14 protein-coding genes, 2 tRNA genes, 2 rRNA genes and 1 pseudogene (1 of these 19 cut by a window edge) are annotated in these 17699 nt (G+C 31.1%); all 19 read left to right on the forward strand.

Going from position 1 to position 17699, the window contains the following annotated elements:
• Positions 1-2020 (forward strand): 23S ribosomal RNA (locus ACFIJ5_RS01700) (it extends 879 nt beyond the left edge of the window).
• A 35-nt stretch (positions 2021-2055) separates the two neighbouring features.
• Positions 2056-2172, forward strand: a 5S ribosomal RNA gene (gene rrf / locus ACFIJ5_RS01705).
• A gap of 9 nt (positions 2173-2181) precedes the next feature.
• A tRNA-Asn gene (locus tag ACFIJ5_RS01710) sits at positions 2182-2256 on the forward strand.
• A 54-nt stretch (positions 2257-2310) separates the two neighbouring features.
• A tRNA-Asn gene (locus ACFIJ5_RS01715) sits at positions 2311-2385 on the forward strand.
• 177 nt (positions 2386-2562) lie between these two features.
• A pseudogene (fusA, locus tag ACFIJ5_RS01720) lies at positions 2563-4640 on the forward strand (elongation factor G).
• Between the two features lie 170 nt (positions 4641-4810).
• Positions 4811-5044 (forward strand): hypothetical protein, encoded by a 234-nt coding sequence (locus ACFIJ5_RS01725; RefSeq protein ID WP_379803052.1) that lies wholly within the window; start codon positions 4811-4813, stop codon positions 5042-5044.
• Entirely contained in the window at positions 5010-5240 is a 231-nt protein-coding gene (locus ACFIJ5_RS01730; RefSeq protein WP_379803055.1) for a hypothetical protein, read from the forward strand. Before ACFIJ5_RS01725 ends, ACFIJ5_RS01730 begins: the two co-directional genes overlap by 35 nt.
• A gap of 239 nt (positions 5241-5479) precedes the next feature.
• Positions 5480-6739 (forward strand): aminopeptidase P family protein, encoded by a 1260-nt coding sequence (locus ACFIJ5_RS01735; protein WP_379803058.1) that lies wholly within the window; start codon positions 5480-5482, stop codon positions 6737-6739.
• A gap of 143 nt (positions 6740-6882) precedes the next feature.
• Positions 6883-8625, forward strand: a complete 1743-nt coding sequence (locus ACFIJ5_RS01740; protein ID WP_379803061.1) for an ABC transporter ATP-binding protein — start codon at positions 6883-6885, stop codon at positions 8623-8625.
• Positions 8626-8714: 89 nt separating this feature from the next.
• On the forward strand, positions 8715-10493 hold the full coding sequence (locus ACFIJ5_RS01745; RefSeq protein ID WP_379803063.1) for an ABC transporter substrate-binding protein: 1779 nt from the start codon (positions 8715-8717) through the stop codon (positions 10491-10493).
• A 59-nt stretch (positions 10494-10552) separates the two neighbouring features.
• Entirely contained in the window at positions 10553-11515 is a 963-nt protein-coding gene (locus ACFIJ5_RS01750; RefSeq protein WP_379803066.1) for an ABC transporter permease, read from the forward strand.
• Between the two features lie 21 nt (positions 11516-11536).
• A complete protein-coding gene (opp4C, locus tag ACFIJ5_RS01755; protein WP_379809496.1) occupies positions 11537-12451 on the forward strand; it encodes an oligopeptide ABC transporter permease in 915 nt (304 codons plus the stop codon).
• Positions 12452-12465: 14 nt separating this feature from the next.
• Complete coding sequence (locus tag ACFIJ5_RS01760) at positions 12466-13449, forward strand: ABC transporter ATP-binding protein (RefSeq protein WP_379803068.1); 984 nt, start codon at positions 12466-12468, stop codon at positions 13447-13449.
• On the forward strand, positions 13450-14424 hold the full coding sequence (locus tag ACFIJ5_RS01765) for an ABC transporter ATP-binding protein (protein ID WP_379803071.1): 975 nt from the start codon (positions 13450-13452) through the stop codon (positions 14422-14424).
• 25 nt (positions 14425-14449) lie between these two features.
• Positions 14450-14629 (forward strand): hypothetical protein, encoded by a 180-nt coding sequence (locus ACFIJ5_RS01770; protein WP_379803073.1) that lies wholly within the window; start codon positions 14450-14452, stop codon positions 14627-14629.
• 227 nt (positions 14630-14856) lie between these two features.
• Positions 14857-15357 (forward strand): hypothetical protein, encoded by a 501-nt coding sequence (locus tag ACFIJ5_RS01775; protein ID WP_379803075.1) that lies wholly within the window; start codon positions 14857-14859, stop codon positions 15355-15357.
• A 271-nt stretch (positions 15358-15628) separates the two neighbouring features.
• On the forward strand, positions 15629-16087 hold the full coding sequence (locus tag ACFIJ5_RS01780) for a CtsR family transcriptional regulator (RefSeq protein WP_379803077.1): 459 nt from the start codon (positions 15629-15631) through the stop codon (positions 16085-16087).
• 20 nt (positions 16088-16107) lie between these two features.
• Positions 16108-16641 (forward strand): UvrB/UvrC motif-containing protein, encoded by a 534-nt coding sequence (locus ACFIJ5_RS01785; RefSeq protein WP_379803079.1) that lies wholly within the window; start codon positions 16108-16110, stop codon positions 16639-16641.
• An 11-nt stretch (positions 16642-16652) separates the two neighbouring features.
• The gene (locus ACFIJ5_RS01790) at positions 16653-17684 is read left to right on the forward strand and encodes a protein arginine kinase (RefSeq protein ID WP_379803081.1); all 1032 of its coding nucleotides are present in this window, start codon (positions 16653-16655) and stop codon (positions 17682-17684) included.
• Positions 17685-17699: the final 15 nt, after the last annotated feature.

Below are 17699 nucleotides of genomic sequence, written 5' to 3' on the forward strand. Positions count from 1 at the left end.
ATTGAGTAATGGAGGTAGAGCACTGAATAGGCTAGGGGCCATAGTGGTTACTGAACCTTATCAAACTCCGAATGCCATCTACTTGTATCCTGGCAGTCAGACTGCGAATGATAAGATCCGTGGTCAAAAGGGAAACAGCCCAGATCATCAGCTAAGGTCCCAAAGTGTAAGTTAAGTGGTAAAGGATGTGGGATTTCTAAGACAACTAGGATGTTGGCTCAGAAGCAGCCACTCATTCAAAGAGTGCGTAATAGCTCACTAGTCAAGAGATCCTGCGCCGAAAATGTCCGGGGCTCAAACTTACCACCGAAGCTATGGGCTCGAAAGAGCGGTAGAGGAGCTTCCTATATTGGCTGAAGTCGTACCGTAAGGAGCGGTGGACGATATAGGAGTGAGAATGCTGGCATAAGTAGCGACAAACAGGTGAGAATCCTGTTGGCCGAAAATCTAAGGTTTCCTGAGGAAGGCTCGTCCGCTCAGGGTTAGTCGGGACCTAAGCCGAGGCCGAAAGGCGTAGGTGATGGACAATCGGTTGATATTCCGATACCGCCATTTTCCGTTTGAGAAATGGGGTGACGCAGAAGGATAAGATGTGCGCACTGTTGGATGTGCGTCTAAGCACTTAGAGTGATTGAACAGGCAAATCCGTTCAATCTTAAGCTTGAGGTGTTATGGGGAGCGAAATTTTAGTAGCGAAGTATCTGATTCCACACTGCCAAGAAAAGCCTCTATCGAGGAAGATGGTGCCCGTACCGCAAACCGACACAGGTAGATGAGGAGAGAATCCTAAGGCCAGCGGAAGAATTGTTGTCAAGGAACTCGGCAAATTAACCCCGTAACTTAGGGAGAAGGGGTGCCTGCGAGAGCAGGCCGCAGTGAATAGGCTCAAGCAACTGTTTAGCAAAAACACAGGTCTCTGCTAAAGCGAAAGCTGATGTATAGGGGCTGACGCCTGCCCGGTGCTGGAAGGTTAAGGGGATTGGTTAGCGTAAGCGAAGCCTTGAACTTAAGCCCCAGTAAACGGCGGCCGTAACTATAACGGTCCTAAGGTAGCGAAATTCCTTGTCGGGTAAGTTCCGACCCGCACGAATGGCGTAATGATTTGAGCACTGTCTCGACAACAAATCCGGTGAAATTGTAGTGGGGGTGAAGATGCCCTCTACCCGCGATTGGACGGAAAGACCCCGTAGAGCTTTACTGTAGCTTAGCATTGAATTTCGGTATTGTCTGTACAGGATAGGTGGGAGACTTAGAAATAGGGGCGTCAGCTTCTATGGAGTCGTCCTTGGGATACCACCCTGACAGTATTGAAATTCTAACCGGAGGCCATGTATCTGGTCACGGGACATTGTTAGGTGGGCAGTTTGACTGGGGCGGTCGCCTCCTAAAATGTAACGGAGGCGCCCAAAGGTTCCCTCAGCGCAGTTGGAAATTGCGCGCAGAGTGCAAAGGCATAAGGGAGCTTGACTGCGACACATACAAGTGGAGCAGGGACGAAAGTCGGGCTTAGTGATCCGGTGGTTCCTCGTGGGAGGGCCATCGCTCAACGGATAAAAGCTACCTCGGGGATAACAGGCTGATCTCCCCCAAGAGTCCACATCGACGGGGAGGTTTGGCACCTCGATGTCGGCTCGTCACATCCTGGGGCTGAAGTCGGTCCCAAGGGTTGGGCTGTTCGCCCATTAAAGTGGCACGCGAGCTGGGTTCAGAACGTCGTGAGACAGTTCGGTCCCTTTCCGTCGCGGGCGTAGGAAATTTGAGAGGAGCTGTCCTTAGTACGAGAGGACCGGGATGGACCAACCTCTGGTGCACCAGTTGTCATGCCAATGGCATAGCTGGGTAGCTATGTTGGGACGGGATAAACGCTGAAAGCATCTAAGCGTGAAGCCCACCTCAAGATTAGATTTCCCATAGCGTAAGCTAGTAAGACTCCTGGAAGACTACCAGGTTGATAGGTCAGAGGTGTAAGCGTGGTAACATGTTAAGCTGACTGATACTAATAAGTCGAGGGCTTGACCAAATAATTAACACTGTGCAATTTTGAAAGAACAATAATCTGGTGATTATGGCTCAAAGGTAACACCCCTTCCCATTCCGAACAGGACGGTTAAGCTTTGAAGCGCCGATGGTACTGCAGGGGAAGCCCTGTGGAAGAGTAGGTCGTCGCCAGGTCAATAATGTTCCGCGGTAGCTCAATGGTGGAGCACTCGGCTGTTAACCGATAGGTTGGAGGTTCGAGTCCTCTCCGCGGAGCCATTAAATTAAAGTATATTATTCATAAAACTTAATAATATATGAGAACATAAATGTTCCGCAGTAGCTCAATGGTGGAGCACTCGGCTGTTAACCGATAGGTTGGAGGTTCGAGTCCTCTCTGCGGAGCCATTTTTATTTTTTGAACATATAATAATTTATTATATGTTTTTTTGATTTTATAAGAACTTATAAAGTATTTATAGACAATTCTAATTATTTTGAAAATTTAATTTATTTTAAAGGATATTTCTCCGTTAAATAGAATAATATATTTAATGTTAAATCTATATTAAGGGGGAAATGCAAATGAAACATTATAAAACTAAAAATTTAAGAAATATTGGTATAATAGGCCACAGTGGTTCTGGAAAAACATCAATTGCAGAAGCGTTATTATATTATACTAAAGTTACAGATAGATTAGGAAAAGTAGAAGAAGGAAACACTATATGTGATTATGATATGGAAGAAAAAAGAAGAAAAATATCTATTTCTACGGCAATAGCTCCATGTGAATGGGAAGATACTAAAATTAATATAATAGATACTCCTGGATATTTTGATTTTGTTGGCGAAATGATTGAAGGATTGAGAGCAGCAGATATATCTATAATAAGTGTTTGTGGGGTATCAGGAATTGAAGTTGGAACAGAAAAAGCTTGGAAGTATGTAAATAATCATAATTTACCCAGAGCATTTTTTATAAATAAATTAGATAGAGAAAATAGTGATTTTGAAAAGGTTTTAAACCAATTAAAAGATAAATTTGGAATTTCTGTAGTTCCAATTCAATATCCAATAGGTAAAGAAGAAAATTTTAAAGGAATCATTAATGTTATATCAAGGAGGGCTAGAATATTTAATCCTAAGACTCATGAAATGGAAGAAGCAAAAGTACCAGAAGAATTAGTAGGTAAGGTAGAAAAATGTAAAAATATGATTATTGAAGCAGTTGCAGAAACTGATGAAGTATTATTGGATAAATATTTTAATGAGGGAACATTAACTGATGAAGAAATTTATAATGGATTGATTAAAGGAGCTGCAGAAGGAGAAATTGCTCCAGTTATGTGTGGTTCTGCTTATTTAGGAATTGGAACACATACCTTGCTTGAAGATATTGTTGAATGTTTTCCATCACCAACAGATTCAAATTTTGCAACGGTGTTAGATATAAAATCAAATGAAGAAAAACAAATTAAAATTGATGAAAATGGCCCATTTTCAGCGTTTATTTTTAAAACAATAGCAGATCCATTTGTAGGAAAGTTATCATTATTCAAAGTAATGAGTGGTAAAATTAAACAAGATACTGTAGTATATAATACTAATAAAGGTAAACAAGAAAAAATAGGTAATATGTACTATTTAAAAGGAAAAGATCAAATTTCTACAAAGGAAATTATAGCAGGAGATCTAGGTGCTGTAGCAAAGCTTCAATGTACAACTACAGGAGATACACTATGTGATGTGTCTAATAAAATTAAGTTTGAGTCTATAGAGTTTCCAAAACCAATGTTGTCAAGATCTGTATTTACTACATCTAAGGGAGACGAAGATAAGTTGTCTTCTGGACTTCATAAATTAATAGAAGAGGATTTAACTTTTGAAATATCCAGAGATGTGGAAAATGCAGAAACGATAATATCTGGATTAGGGGTTACTCATTTAGATATTATAAGTAATAAATTGAAAAGTAAATTTGGAGTTAATATAGAGTTAAGATTACCTAAAATTCCATATAGGGAAGCAATAAAAATGGCTTCGGATGTTCAAGGAAAACATAAAAAACAATCTGGTGGTCATGGACAATATGGAGATGTAAAAATTAAATTTGAACCTAGAACTGATGGGAATGATGAACTTGAATTTGTAGATAAAGTTGTTGGAGGAGTGGTTCCTCGACAATATATACCAGCTGTTGAAAAAGGTCTAAGAGAATGTATTAAACATGGAGTTTTAGCTGGATATCCTGTTATAAAGTTGAAAGCTACTCTGCATGATGGTTCATATCATCCAGTTGATTCATCAGAAATGGCATTTAAACTTGCAGCGTCTCTAGCATACAAAAAAGGTTTAAAGAATGCTCAACCAATACTTTTAGAGCCAGTAATGCATTTAGAAGTTACTGTTCCAGATGAGTATATGGGAGATATAATGGCAGATATAAACAAAAAAGAGGAAGAATATTGGGGATGGAACCTCAAAGTGGACATCAAAAAATAATTGCAGAAATTCCTCAAGCAGAGCTTCTTCAATATGCTACAGATTTAAAATCAATTACTGGAGCTAGAGGAACATTTACTATGAACTTTGAAAGATATGAGGAGGTTCCAACAAATGAAGCTGAAAAAATAATTCAAGGTTCAAATAAACAAGAATAAAGTTTATTATATAATGTGCATGTACATCTTATGATTAAAAATAGTTATAAAAAATCCTGATTGATTAATCAGGATTTTTTTGCGTTTTAAAATATGTAATGATTTTAATCATTGCAAAGTGTATATTTAATGAATTTATGTAAAAACTAATTAAAGTAAGGAGGGGTAATATGACTCGGTATAGTCTTAATATAGATGGAAACATTCAATTAAGTGATTATACTAACATAAGTGATTACATTCAATTTTTAAAAGAAAATGATGAAATTATTATTAATATAAAGTCAAGGAATAAAGTAGATTCAGATACTGTTTATACAATGCTCAAAAACAGTAATTTTAATGTTATTTATGAAGGAGGGAGAGAACATGAAACATACTGCATCAAGGCTTATAGAAATTGATAGGGGAAAATATGACGATATGAATTTAATAAATCAAGCTTATGGATCTGATGGGGTAAGAGTTCGTCCAAGAGATTTTGATGTTAATGTAGAATTTGAATATGGACTAAAATCAAACACATGGGTATTTTATGATGAAGCTAGAGAAAGAATAAAGAAAGCTTCAGAGGTAGAAGTAGAAAAATTAAAGCAATAATTTAAAAGCAGCTTTGCTGCTTTTTGTATTTTATAATGATTAAAAATTAAGGAATATATATAGTAATTGGTTTAAAATACACAAATGTATTTGGTAGGTAATTTTAAAAAACTGTTTAAAAAAGATATAATTTAGAAAATAATATTATTATTTGAAAACATTGAAATATTTTAAATTTAATGTTATATTTAAGTTTGTAAGTTATTTGATAATATATGAAGTTTCGAGAGGTGATATATATGAGAAAAGAAATTTTTATTGATAAAAGAACAAAGTTAATGGAGTTAGTAGAAGATAAATCTATAGTACTATTATTTGCAGGAAGAGAACCATATAAATCAGCAGACGAAGTTTACAATTTTACTCCTAATAGGAATTTTTACTATCTTACAGGTATAAATCGACAAAATATGATTCTTATGATGTACAAAAGAAATGGACAAGTTCATCAAAGCCTATTTATAGAAAAAAATGATCCACAACTTGCAAGATGGATTGGAGAAAAGATGTCTATTAATGAGGCAAATGAAATATCAGGGATTGAAGATATTCAATACTTAGATAAATTTTATGATGTACTAGGATTTTTATTTGAAAGATATGAATATAATAACTTGTATTTGGATTTAGAAAGAGCTGAATGGGATATACCAATGACTAAGGCTCAAGAATTTGCAAAGTATGCAAAAGAAAAATATCCGTTTTTAAATATAAGAAATATTTATCATAATATATGTAAAATGAGACTAGTTAAATCTAAAGAGGAAATAGACAATATAAGAGAAGCTATAAGAATAACTGAAGAAGGAATATATAATACAATGAGAAATATGAAACCGGGAATGATGGAATACCAGGTAGAAGCATACTTTGATTTTGTATTAATAAGTAATGGAGTAACAGATAAAGCTTTTAAAACAATAGCTGCATCTGGAAAAAATGCTGCAACTCTTCATTATTCAGATAATAATTGTAAAACTAAAGATAGAGAACTTATACAATTTGATTTGGGTGCACAATATAAATATTATAATGGAGACATAAGTCGTGCAATACCTCTAAATGGTAAATTTACAGAAAGACAAAAACAAGTATATAATGTAGTGTTAAGAGCTAATAAAAATGTTATAGAAATGACTAAACCAGGTGTTAGTTTTGCAGAGTTAGAAGCTAAGACAAGAGAAATTTTGGCACAAGGCTGCATAGAACTTGGACTTATGAAGGATCCATCAGAATTATCTAAATACTATTTTCATAGTGTAGGTCATCATCTTGGACTTGATACACACGATGTTGGAGGAAAAGACGATAGATTAAAACCAGGAATGGTATTTACAGATGAACCAGGATTGTATATACCAGAAGAAGGAATAGGTATAAGAATAGAAGATGATTTACTTGTAACAGAAGATGGTTGTGAGGTATTAACTAAAAACATGATTAAAGAAATTAGTGAAATAGAAGATTATATGGCAAAAAATAATAATAATTTAAAATAAGTATGATATAATAACATTATTTATATAAGTATAAACTGTATATAATTAGCTCAGAATGATAATAATTTTATTCTGAGCTATTTTTTTTATAATATAATAAATTATTTGTAAGAATAAGTAGGTAGAAAAAAGGAGGAGATTAAGTGGTAAAAAAATTTTTAAAATATTATAAACCTCATATGAAACTTTTTATGTTGGATTTACTTTGTGCATTTTTAGTATCCGGTGCTGATTTATTTTTTCCTATGTTCACAAGGCAAATTATTAATGATGTAATTCCAAATAGAAAATTAGAAATGTTGTATATTTTATCTGCCATTTTAATTGGCTTATATATAATGAAATTGATATTTAACTACATAGTAGATTATTGGGGACATGTCGTTGGGGTAAGAATGCAGTATGATATGAGAAAAGACATATTTGCACACCTACAGAAATTATCTTTTAGCTATTTTGACGATAATAAAACAGGACATATAATGTCAAGAATAGTTAATGATTTACAACAAATATCAGAGCTTGCACATCATGGACCAGAAGATTTATTTATTTCTATTGTTATGATAGTAGGATCTTTTATTATACTTTGCACTATTAATATAAGACTTACTTTAATAGTATTTGCATTTATACCTATAATGGTTTGGTTTGCAATAAAGAAAAGAGTGAAAATGTCTAAAGCATTTAAAGACGTTCGTAAAAAGATTGCAAATGTAAATTCACAGTTGGAGAATAGTATTTTAGGAATAAGGGTAGCAAAATCTTTTACTAATGAAGATTATGAGATGCATAAGTTTGATGAAGGAAATGTAGAATTTAGATATTCACGTGAATATGCATATAAATCAATGGCTGAATTTTTTTCAGGAATAAGATTTATGATAAATATTTTAAATGTAGTAGTAATGCTTGTAGGAGGACTGTTTGTATATAGAGGTGTAATAAATAATGGAGATTTAGTAGCATACTTTTTATACATAAATTTGTTTATACAACCTATAAGGAGGCTTGCTAGTTTTGTGGAACAATACCAATCTGGAATGGCTGGATTTGAGAGATTTATTGAAATAATGAATATAGAACCTAAAATAAAAGATAGTAAAAATGCTGTAAAAATTAATAATGTGAAGGGTAATATAGAATTTAAGGATGTAACATTTAAATATAATGAAAAAAAATTCATTTTAAACCACTTAAACTTGAAGGTAAATAAAGGGAAAACGTTAGCGCTAGTTGGTCCTTCAGGTGGTGGAAAAACAACTTTATGTCATCTTATACCTAGATTTTATGAAGTAACTAATGGAGAAATACTTATAGATGGAAAAAATATAAAAGACGTTACTTTAAAATCTTTAAGAAGTAACATAGGGATTGTTCAGCAAGATGTTTTTTTATTTACAGGAACAATAAAAGAGAATATATTATATGGAAGATCAGATGCTTGTGATGAAGATATAATACAAGCGGCTAAAAGTGCTAATATACATGATTTTATTATGGAACTCCCTGATAAATATGAAACTTATGTTGGAGAGAGAGGAATAAAATTATCAGGAGGACAAAAGCAAAGAATTTCTATATCAAGAGTATTTTTAAAAAATCCTCCAATATTGATACTTGATGAAGCTACTTCAGCTCTTGATAATGAAACAGAGCTTATGATACAAAAATCTTTAGAACAACTTTCAAAAGGAAGAACTACTATAGTTGTTGCACACAGGCTTTCAACTATAAAAAATGCAGATGAGATAGTTGTATTAACAGATAAAGGAATAGAAGAAATAGGAACGCATAAAGAACTTATGATGAAAAAAGGAATATATTTTAATTTATATAATACACAATTTAAAGAAGACAATTTTTATGAAATTGAAAACTGCTAAGTTTAGCAGTTTTTTTTTATATAAGTTCTAAATTTATATTTAGAACTTATATATATATTAATGTAAAAAAAAAGAAAAGGGGTTGTGAAATGAAGAGGAAAAAAAGAAAGCTTTTTGCAGTTCTTGGCTTGCTGACAGCATTTATGCTAGTTTTTTCAGGATGTAAGGATAAACCAAAAGATAATAGCGATGAAAAGAAACCTAGTGTTGAGCAGAATGAGGAAAAAGGAAAAGAAGATGAACAAGCAAATAATGAAGAGACTAAACCAAAATCTGAATATACTAACGTAATTAAAGCTTCAAATCCAGAAAAGTTACCACCTGCAGCAGGAGAAAGAAAGGATACATTAGTAATAGGAGTTCACACACCAGAAGGAAAATTCAATCCTATTTATTCATCACTTGTAGATGATAGTTATGTAGTTTCACTTATATTTGATGGAATGGTTAGTAATGATGAAAAAGGAAATCCAACTCCAAGCTTAGCTGAAAAATGGGAGATTTCTGAAGATGGAAAAACTTATACTTTCCATTTAAAAGATGGAGTAAAATTCTCAAATGGAGATGATTTGACAACAGAAGATGTTGAGTTTACTTATACAGCAATATGTGATCCTAATTATACTGGACCAAGATTTGATGCAGTTGAAAAATTAGAAGGATATAAAGAATATCATAAAGGAAATGCAGAAAAAGTTAAAGGTATAAAAGTTATAGATCCCCATACAATTTCTTTTACATTAACACAAGTAAAAGCACCTGCAATATATGATTTTGGATATGGAATTATGTCAAAGAAATATTATGGTTTTAAAAAAGGAAATATAAAAGAAATAGAACCTAAATTTGTAAAACCTATGGGTTCTGGTGCTTATATTTTTAAGGAATACAAGCCAGGACAAGAAGTGGTTCTTGAAAGTAATCCAAATTTTTGGAAAGGTGAACCGAAAGTTAAAAACTTAATTATAAAAGCTACAACAGCAGAAAATGAAATTCAACAAATATTAGCTGGTGAAGTTGATGTATGTGGAATAGCAGCTAGAGCAGAAAATGTACAGCAAATTAAAGATGCAGGATTTTTAGATATGCAAATATACCCTGCTAATGGATACACTTATATAGGACCAAATTTGAGATTAGACAAATTTAAAGATAAAAAAGTTCGTCAAGCGTTGACTTATGGTTTAAATAGAGAAGGATTTGTAAAGGCTTATTTTGGAGAATATGCTGATGTATGTAATGGACCAATGTCTCCAGTTTCTTGGGCTTATACTGATGACTTAAAGAAATACGAATATAATCCAGAAAAAGCTAATCAATTATTAGATGAAGCTGGATGGGTTAAAAAGGATGATGGATGGAGATATAAAGATGGTAAAAAATTTACAATTGATTGGTACACTTATACAGGAAGTAAATATGTAGCTACTTTAATACCAATAGTAAAAGAATGCTGGAAAAAAATAGGGATAGATGTTAGAGCAGAACTTATGGAAGGCGCTACAATGCAGAATAAAGTTTTTGATAAACAAGAATTTCAAATGTATAATATGGGCTGGGCTCTTAGTATAGATCCAGATAATTTAGGTATATTTGGTATATCTCAAGATGTAAAAGGTGGATATAATACAGTAGGATGGAGAAATGAAGAAGGAGAAAAGCTTTTACAAGATGGAATAAAAACTATAGATACTGAGAAGAGAAAAGAAATATATCAAAAATGGTTAAAAATAGCTAATGAAGAGTTACCATATATATTTATAGCTCAAGATAAGGATATTTGGGTAGTTAGCTCTAGAGTTAAAGGTTTTGATATTTCTCCTTATATGGATTTTACTTTTAATATTGAAAAAGTAGAGATTAAGTAATGTAAAGTTAAATTATGCTCAGCAAGAAATTGCTGGGCATATATAAAAGGGGGCAAAAAATGAAAAATTATGTATTAAGGCGTCTTTTACAGATGATACCTATACTTATTGGAGTATCTATTCTTATATTTTTAATAATACAAATGGCTCCAGGAGATCCACTTTCACTGCAAATGGATCCTCATATGAGTGCAGAAACAAAAGCAGAATTAAGAAGTAAATACAATTTTGATAAAAATCCTGTTGTACAATATGGAATTTGGGCAGGAAAAGCTTTAAAGGGTGATTTTGGACAGTCTTTTTATTATAAACAACCTGTAGGAAAGGTAATGAAAACATATATATGGAATTCTTTTAGACTTTCTATAATTTCTTTTATACTTGCCATAATAATATCTATACCTATTGGAGTTGTTTCTGCAACAAAACAATATTCAGGATTTGATTATTTTTTCACTGTATTTGCACTGATTGGTATATCAATACCTTCTTTTTTCTTTGGAATGCTTCTTATGAAATGGTTTGCAGTTGATTTACATTGGCTTCCTGTAGCAGGTATGCACACAGCTGGAGCAAAATTATCAGGTATTAGTAATTTTTTAGATGTATTAAAACATATGATCCTTCCGTTAATTGTATTAACATTAGCAAGTCTTGCAAGTTTTATGAGATATACAAGATCTAGTATGCTTGAGGTAATAAGACAAGATTATATAAGAACAGCTAGAGCAAAAGGACTTAAAGAAAAGGTAGTTATATACAGACATGCATTAAAAAATGCAATGATACCTGTTATAACTCTATTTGGTTTTTGGCTTCCAGCTTTATTTAGTGGTGCTATAATTACTGAAACTATATTTGGATGGCCAGGAATTGGTCCAGTTATTTTAAAAGCTGTAAATGGAAGAGATTATCCATTGCTTATGGGAATAAATATGCTTCTTGCTTTATTAGTTCTTTTAGGAAATTTATTAGCAGATATAATTTATGCAGCAATTGATCCAAGAATAAGATATCAATAGGGAGGTGATATTTTGAAGAACATGTCTGTAAAAAAAATTAATAATGAAGATATTAAAGAAGCAGAAGTCATGAGTCCATTTAAAACTGTGATGAAAAGACTTAAGAAAAACAAATTAGCCATAGTAGGGTTGTATATACTAGTTTTCATGATATTATTCTCTTTTGTAGGACCGTTAATATCTCATTATAAAGTTGATGGTAATGATTTGACTAATTTATATGCAGCACCTAGTGCAAAACATTGGCTGGGAACAGATGAGGTAGGAAGAGATGTATTAACACGTCTTATGTATGGAGGACGAGTATCTTTATTAGTGGGAATTATAGCAGTAATTATTGAAATTGTAATAGGAAGTGTACTTGGTGCAATAGCAGGATATTATGGAGGAATAGTAGATACAATTATAATGAGAATAGCAGATATACTTATGTGTATACCAGGATTACCACTTTTAATAATGCTTGCTGCCGTAATGTCAGATTTGAGGATTAATCCTCAAAATAGATTGTTTGTAATAATGTTTATAATTGGGTTTGTAAGTTGGCCAGGTTTATGTCGTATAGTTCGAGGGCAAATTCTTTCATTGAGAGAGCAGGAGTTTATGCAAGCAGCAGAATGTTTGGGGTTGAGTGATAAAAGGAAAATACTTATACACTTATTACCTAATACATTAGCATCAATAATAGTATCGGCTACTCTTGGAATAGGAGGGGCAATCTTAATGGAATCTACTTTAAGTTATTTAGGCTTAGGGGTTACTCCACCGACATCGTCTTGGGGACAAATGATTCAAGCCGTAAATGATTCATTTACAATTCAACATAGAGCCTGGATGTGGGCACCACCAGGAGTCTGTATCTTCTTAACAGTTATGGCTATAAATTTATTTGGTGATGGATTAAGAGATGCTATAGATCCTAAATTAAAGGTATAGGAGGGGGTGCTGAAATGGATAAAAATGATTTAGTAGACATAAGAAATCTAAAAACGTATTTTTCTACAGAAGATGGTATAGTAAAGGCTGTAAATGATGTTAGTTTTAAAATAAAGAAAGGTGAAACTTTAGGATTAGTTGGAGAGTCAGGATGTGGAAAAAGTGTTACGGCTATGTCCCTTATGAGACTTATACCAAATCCTCCTGGTAAAATTGTAAGTGGAGAGTTATATTTTGATGGAAAAAATGTTTTAGAATTAAGTGAAGAAGCAGTGAGAAATATAAGAGGAAATGAAATTTCTGTTATATTTCAAGAACCTATGACTTCATTAAATCCTGTATTTACTATAGGAGAACAGATAAGTGAATCAATTATTCTTCACGAAAAGTTAGAAAAAGAAAAAGCGACAAAAAAATCAATAGATATGCTTAAATTAGTAGGAATACCAAGAGCAGAAAAGATAATTGATTGTTATCCTCATGAGCTTAGTGGAGGTATGAGGCAAAGGGCTATGATAGCTATGGCACTTTCATGTAGTCCAAAGCTTTTAATTGCAGATGAACCTACAACAGCTTTAGATGTAACAATTCAAGCACAAATATTAGATTTGATGAGAAATTTAAAGAAAAAAATAGGAGCATCTATAATGCTTATAACTCACGATTTAGGAGTTATAGCAGAAATGGCAGATTATGTTGTAGTTATGTACGCAGGAAAGATAGTGGAAAAAGCTCCTGTAGTAGAGTTATTTAAGAATCCTATACATCCATATACAGAAGGGTTATTAAATTCTAAACCAAGTATTAATAGGGAGCAACAAAAATTATATTCTATACCAGGTCAAGTACCCAATCCAATAAATATGCCTAATTATTGCTATTTCTATGATAGATGTGAAAAAAGATGTGAAAAATGTAAAAAAGGAATTCCACCTTTAAAAAAGATTAAAGGTAGACATGAAGTTGCATGTTGGCTTTATGATAAGGAGGTGGACTAGTTGGAAAAAGATAAAGAGATTTTAGTTAAAGTGGAGAATTTAAAAAAATATTTTCCTGTAAGAGGAGGTTTTTTTCAAAAAACTGTTGGATATGTTAAAGCTGTTGATAATATAAGTTTTAATATTAAAAAAGGTGAAACTTTGGGTTTAGTTGGAGAATCTGGATGTGGAAAATCTACAACAGGGAGAACTATATTAAGATTATGGAACAAAACATCGGGAAAGGTATATTTTAAAGATAAAGATATATATAAATTAAATAAGCAGGAACTTAGAAAATTAAGATTAAAAATGCAGCTTATATTTCAAGATCCTTATAGTTCATTAAATCCTAGATTAACTGTTAATGAAATTGTAGGAGAATCATTAAAAGATCATAAAATATGTTCTAAAGCGGAAATACACGATAGAGTTATTGAAACAATAAAAACATGTGGACTCGCACCATATCATATAAAAAGGTATCCACATGAATTTTCAGGTGGGCAAAGACAAAGAATTGGAATTGCAAGAGCACTTATTTTAAATCCAGATTTTATAGTAGCGGATGAACCAGTTTCAGCATTAGATGTTTCTATTCAATCACAAATAATAAATTTATTACAAGAACTTCAGGATAAAATGGGATTCTCATATTTATTTATATCACATGATTTAAGTGTAGTTAAACATATATCACATAAGGTTGGAGTTATGTATTTAGGTTCAATGGTTGAAATGGCACCTAAAGATGAACTATATAAGAACCCAGTACATCCTTATACTAAAGCATTACTTTCAGCTGTTCCAATACCTGATCCTACAATAAGAAGAGATAGGATAATATTAAAAGGAGATTTACCAAGTCCATCAAATCCACCTTCAGGATGTAAATTTCATACAAGATGTCCTTATGTAACTAAGAAATGTAAAGAACAGATTCCTAAATATAGAGAAATAGATAAAGACCATTTTGTTGCGTGTCATCTTGTTTAGTAGATTGAATCAAAGGAGGAATTGTATGGAAAATCCATTTAAAGTATCTGTAGATAAAAAAGAAAAACATCATAAAAAGCTAAAATTTGAAGATTTATTAGCACTTACTATAGCTGGTTTTCAAGTATTATTACCTTACGTTATTATATTTGTATGTTCGCTATTTTTAGTACTTTTATTTTTAACTAAAATATGGATTAAATAGCAAAAAAGTCTGCGTTTAAGATGCAGGCTTTTTTATATGGTAAATATATTATAATAATACAAATTTCATAATTGATTTATGAATATGATAAAAAATATAAATATTTAAATATATGATATAATAACTAATAATTTACTAATTTTATATTTTTATTGTAATTGTTTTGTAAATAATAGTGTTAAAACATATGTTATAATTTTATTGTAGACATGTAAGGAGTGTATATAATGGATGAAAAAAATTTATCTTATGAAAGATTAGAGATTAAAACAAAACCTAACAATAATATTGAAGGAGTTATTTATGTTATAGGTTTTATAATTTCTTTAGTATTTTTTTTGAAGTTGAATTTTAACAGGTTACTATTAGGCAACTTACTAGAGGTATTTAATATTTTGAATTGTTTAATAGTAATAACAATGCTTACTTTCTTATTTTTTAGTGTTGACAAGCTAAATTTAAAACAAAGTGTATATATAAAATTTATAGGAGAAAAAATAGCTATTTATAATGGCTTTTTTAGAGAAGATACTGTAGTTAATATGAAAAGTGTTTATGAGATAATAGATACTGACGATAAAATAGTTATTATTTTAAAAAACCACAAAGATTACATAAATATAATAAAAAGAAATATGAATTTAAAAGAATTGAAAAAGTTAATAGATATATTATCTACATATGCACCTGTTAAAAATATGTATTATAAAGTTCCAAAAACAAAATGAGTTTTGGAGCTTTTAAATTTTTTACAAGTAAAAAAACAAAGCTTTTATATAAATATATTTTTATTTTTGAAAAGATTAGTAAATAATTATTAGTATTTAGTTATAAAACATATAATTAAAGAAAAACAAAGTAATTCAGAGCAATTCAAAGAAAATTCTTAATATTAGTATTTAATCATACAAAAATATTTATGATGCATATTGCATAAAATATGTAAAAATAATATCATTGAATTAAGGTCAAAGAAAGGCAAAGTCAGGAGAGATATTTATGCCAAGATTATCTGATATAATAGAGCAATTTATAAAAGACATGTTAAGAGAGAATGAAGAAGATGAATTAGAGATTGTGAGAAATGAACTAGCTAATTATTTTAGTTGTGCACCTTCTCAAATAAACTATGTTTTGACTACTAGATTTACTCCAAATAAGGGCTATTACATAGAAAGTAAAAGAGGTGGAGGTGGATGTATTAGAATAAGAAAAGTACAAATTGAAGGTAATGAACCACTATTTGGTATTATAAATGAAAAAATTGGGAATACTATAACATACGATAATGCGGTTAAGTTAATAGATGGATTGTTTGAAGTTCAAATAATAACAGAAAGAGAATCAAATATTATGAAAGCTGCTATAAATGAAAGGGTATTATCAAATCATGTAGAAAACAAAAATGCAGTTAGGGCTAATATTTTGAGAGCGACGATTATTATAACTTTATTATAAGATTTTAAAGGGGTGATATTATGGTTTGTGAAATATGCAAAGAAAAACAAGCGACTGTGCACATAACAAGAATTATAAATGATGAGAAAGAAGAAATGCATTTATGTGAGGAATGTGCAAAAAAAATACAAGGGTTAAATATGGATATAGATTTAAATGGTGATTTTAACATAAATGAACCATTTACATTTCAAAGTATATTGAGTGGCATTATGGACTATATGCATAATTCTACAGCTAATAGTATTGGTCATTATGAAGAACCAGTTTGTAAAAATTGCGGTACTACTTATACAGAATTTAAACAAAAAGGATTATTAGGGTGTAGTGAGTGTTATAAGAATTTTAGTACTACAATGAATTCTGTTATAAAAAGAGTACAGAGTAGTTCTGAACATGTAGGAAAAATACCTATAACGTCTGGAAAAAATATTATGAAAAGAAAAACACTTTTAAAGTTAAAAGAGAAACTTCAAAAAGCTATAGCTATAGAAGAATATGAGAAGGCTGCTGAAATAAGAGATAAAATTAGAGAGATAGAAAAAGAAAATTAGGAGTTGATATCATGGAAAATTGGATAAAGGCTGATAGCGAGCAGAATGATATTGTTTTAAGCAGTAGAATAAGATTAGCTAGAAACTTAGAAAAAATACCATTTCCAGATAAATTAGAAACTGAAAAAGCTAAGGAAATAGTAAAACAAGTTGAAGATGCTTTTTATGTAAATTTAAACAATAAAGAAAAGTATAAAACTGTATACTTATTGAATGAAGATAACATATCAAATAATACCTTTTTAGAAAAACATTTAGTAAGCCCTAAGCTTATTAGTAATGCTTCTAAATCAGCATCAGCATTTATTTTAAATAAAGATGAAACAGTAAGTATTATGATAAATGAAGAAGATCATTTAAGAATTCAATGTATAACAGCAGGATTAAATTTAGAAGAAGCATTTAAAGAGGCAAATGGGTTAGATGATATGTTAGAACAAAAATTAAATTATGCCTTTCATGAGAAATTGGGATACCTTACAGCGTGCCCTACTAATTTAGGTACAGGATTAAGGGCTTCTATAATGATTCATCTACCAGCACTAGTAATGGAAAATGAAATTGATCAGGTATTAAGTGCTATTTCACATTTAGGAATGACTATAAGAGGTATATATGGAGAAGGATCTAAATCGGAAGGAAATTTATTTCAAATTTCAAATCAAATTACATTAGGAATAAGTGAAAAGGAGATAGTAGCTAATCTAATAGCAATAATTAAACAAATAATTAATCAAGAAAATATGGCAAGAGATAGAATAATAAAAAAATATAGATATGAAATAGAAGATAAGATATATAGAGCATTAGGAATTTTACGTTCTGCTGTACTTTTGGATTCCAAGGAATGTTTAAAACTTTTATCATATGTAAGAATGGGAGTAGAAATGGGTATAATAACAGATGTAAATAAGAAGATATTAAATGATTTATTAGTGTCAATACAACCAGCTATATTACAAAAAAATTCTAAAATAAATCTTTCACAAAGAGAAAGAGACTTAAATAGAGCTAAACTTGTAAAAGAAAAATTAAGAATATAATGAATGAGTTGAGGT

The sequence above is a fragment of the Haloimpatiens myeolchijeotgali genome, from assembly GCF_042688525.2.
Classification (GTDB): Bacteria; Bacillota; Clostridia; order Clostridiales; family Clostridiaceae; genus Haloimpatiens.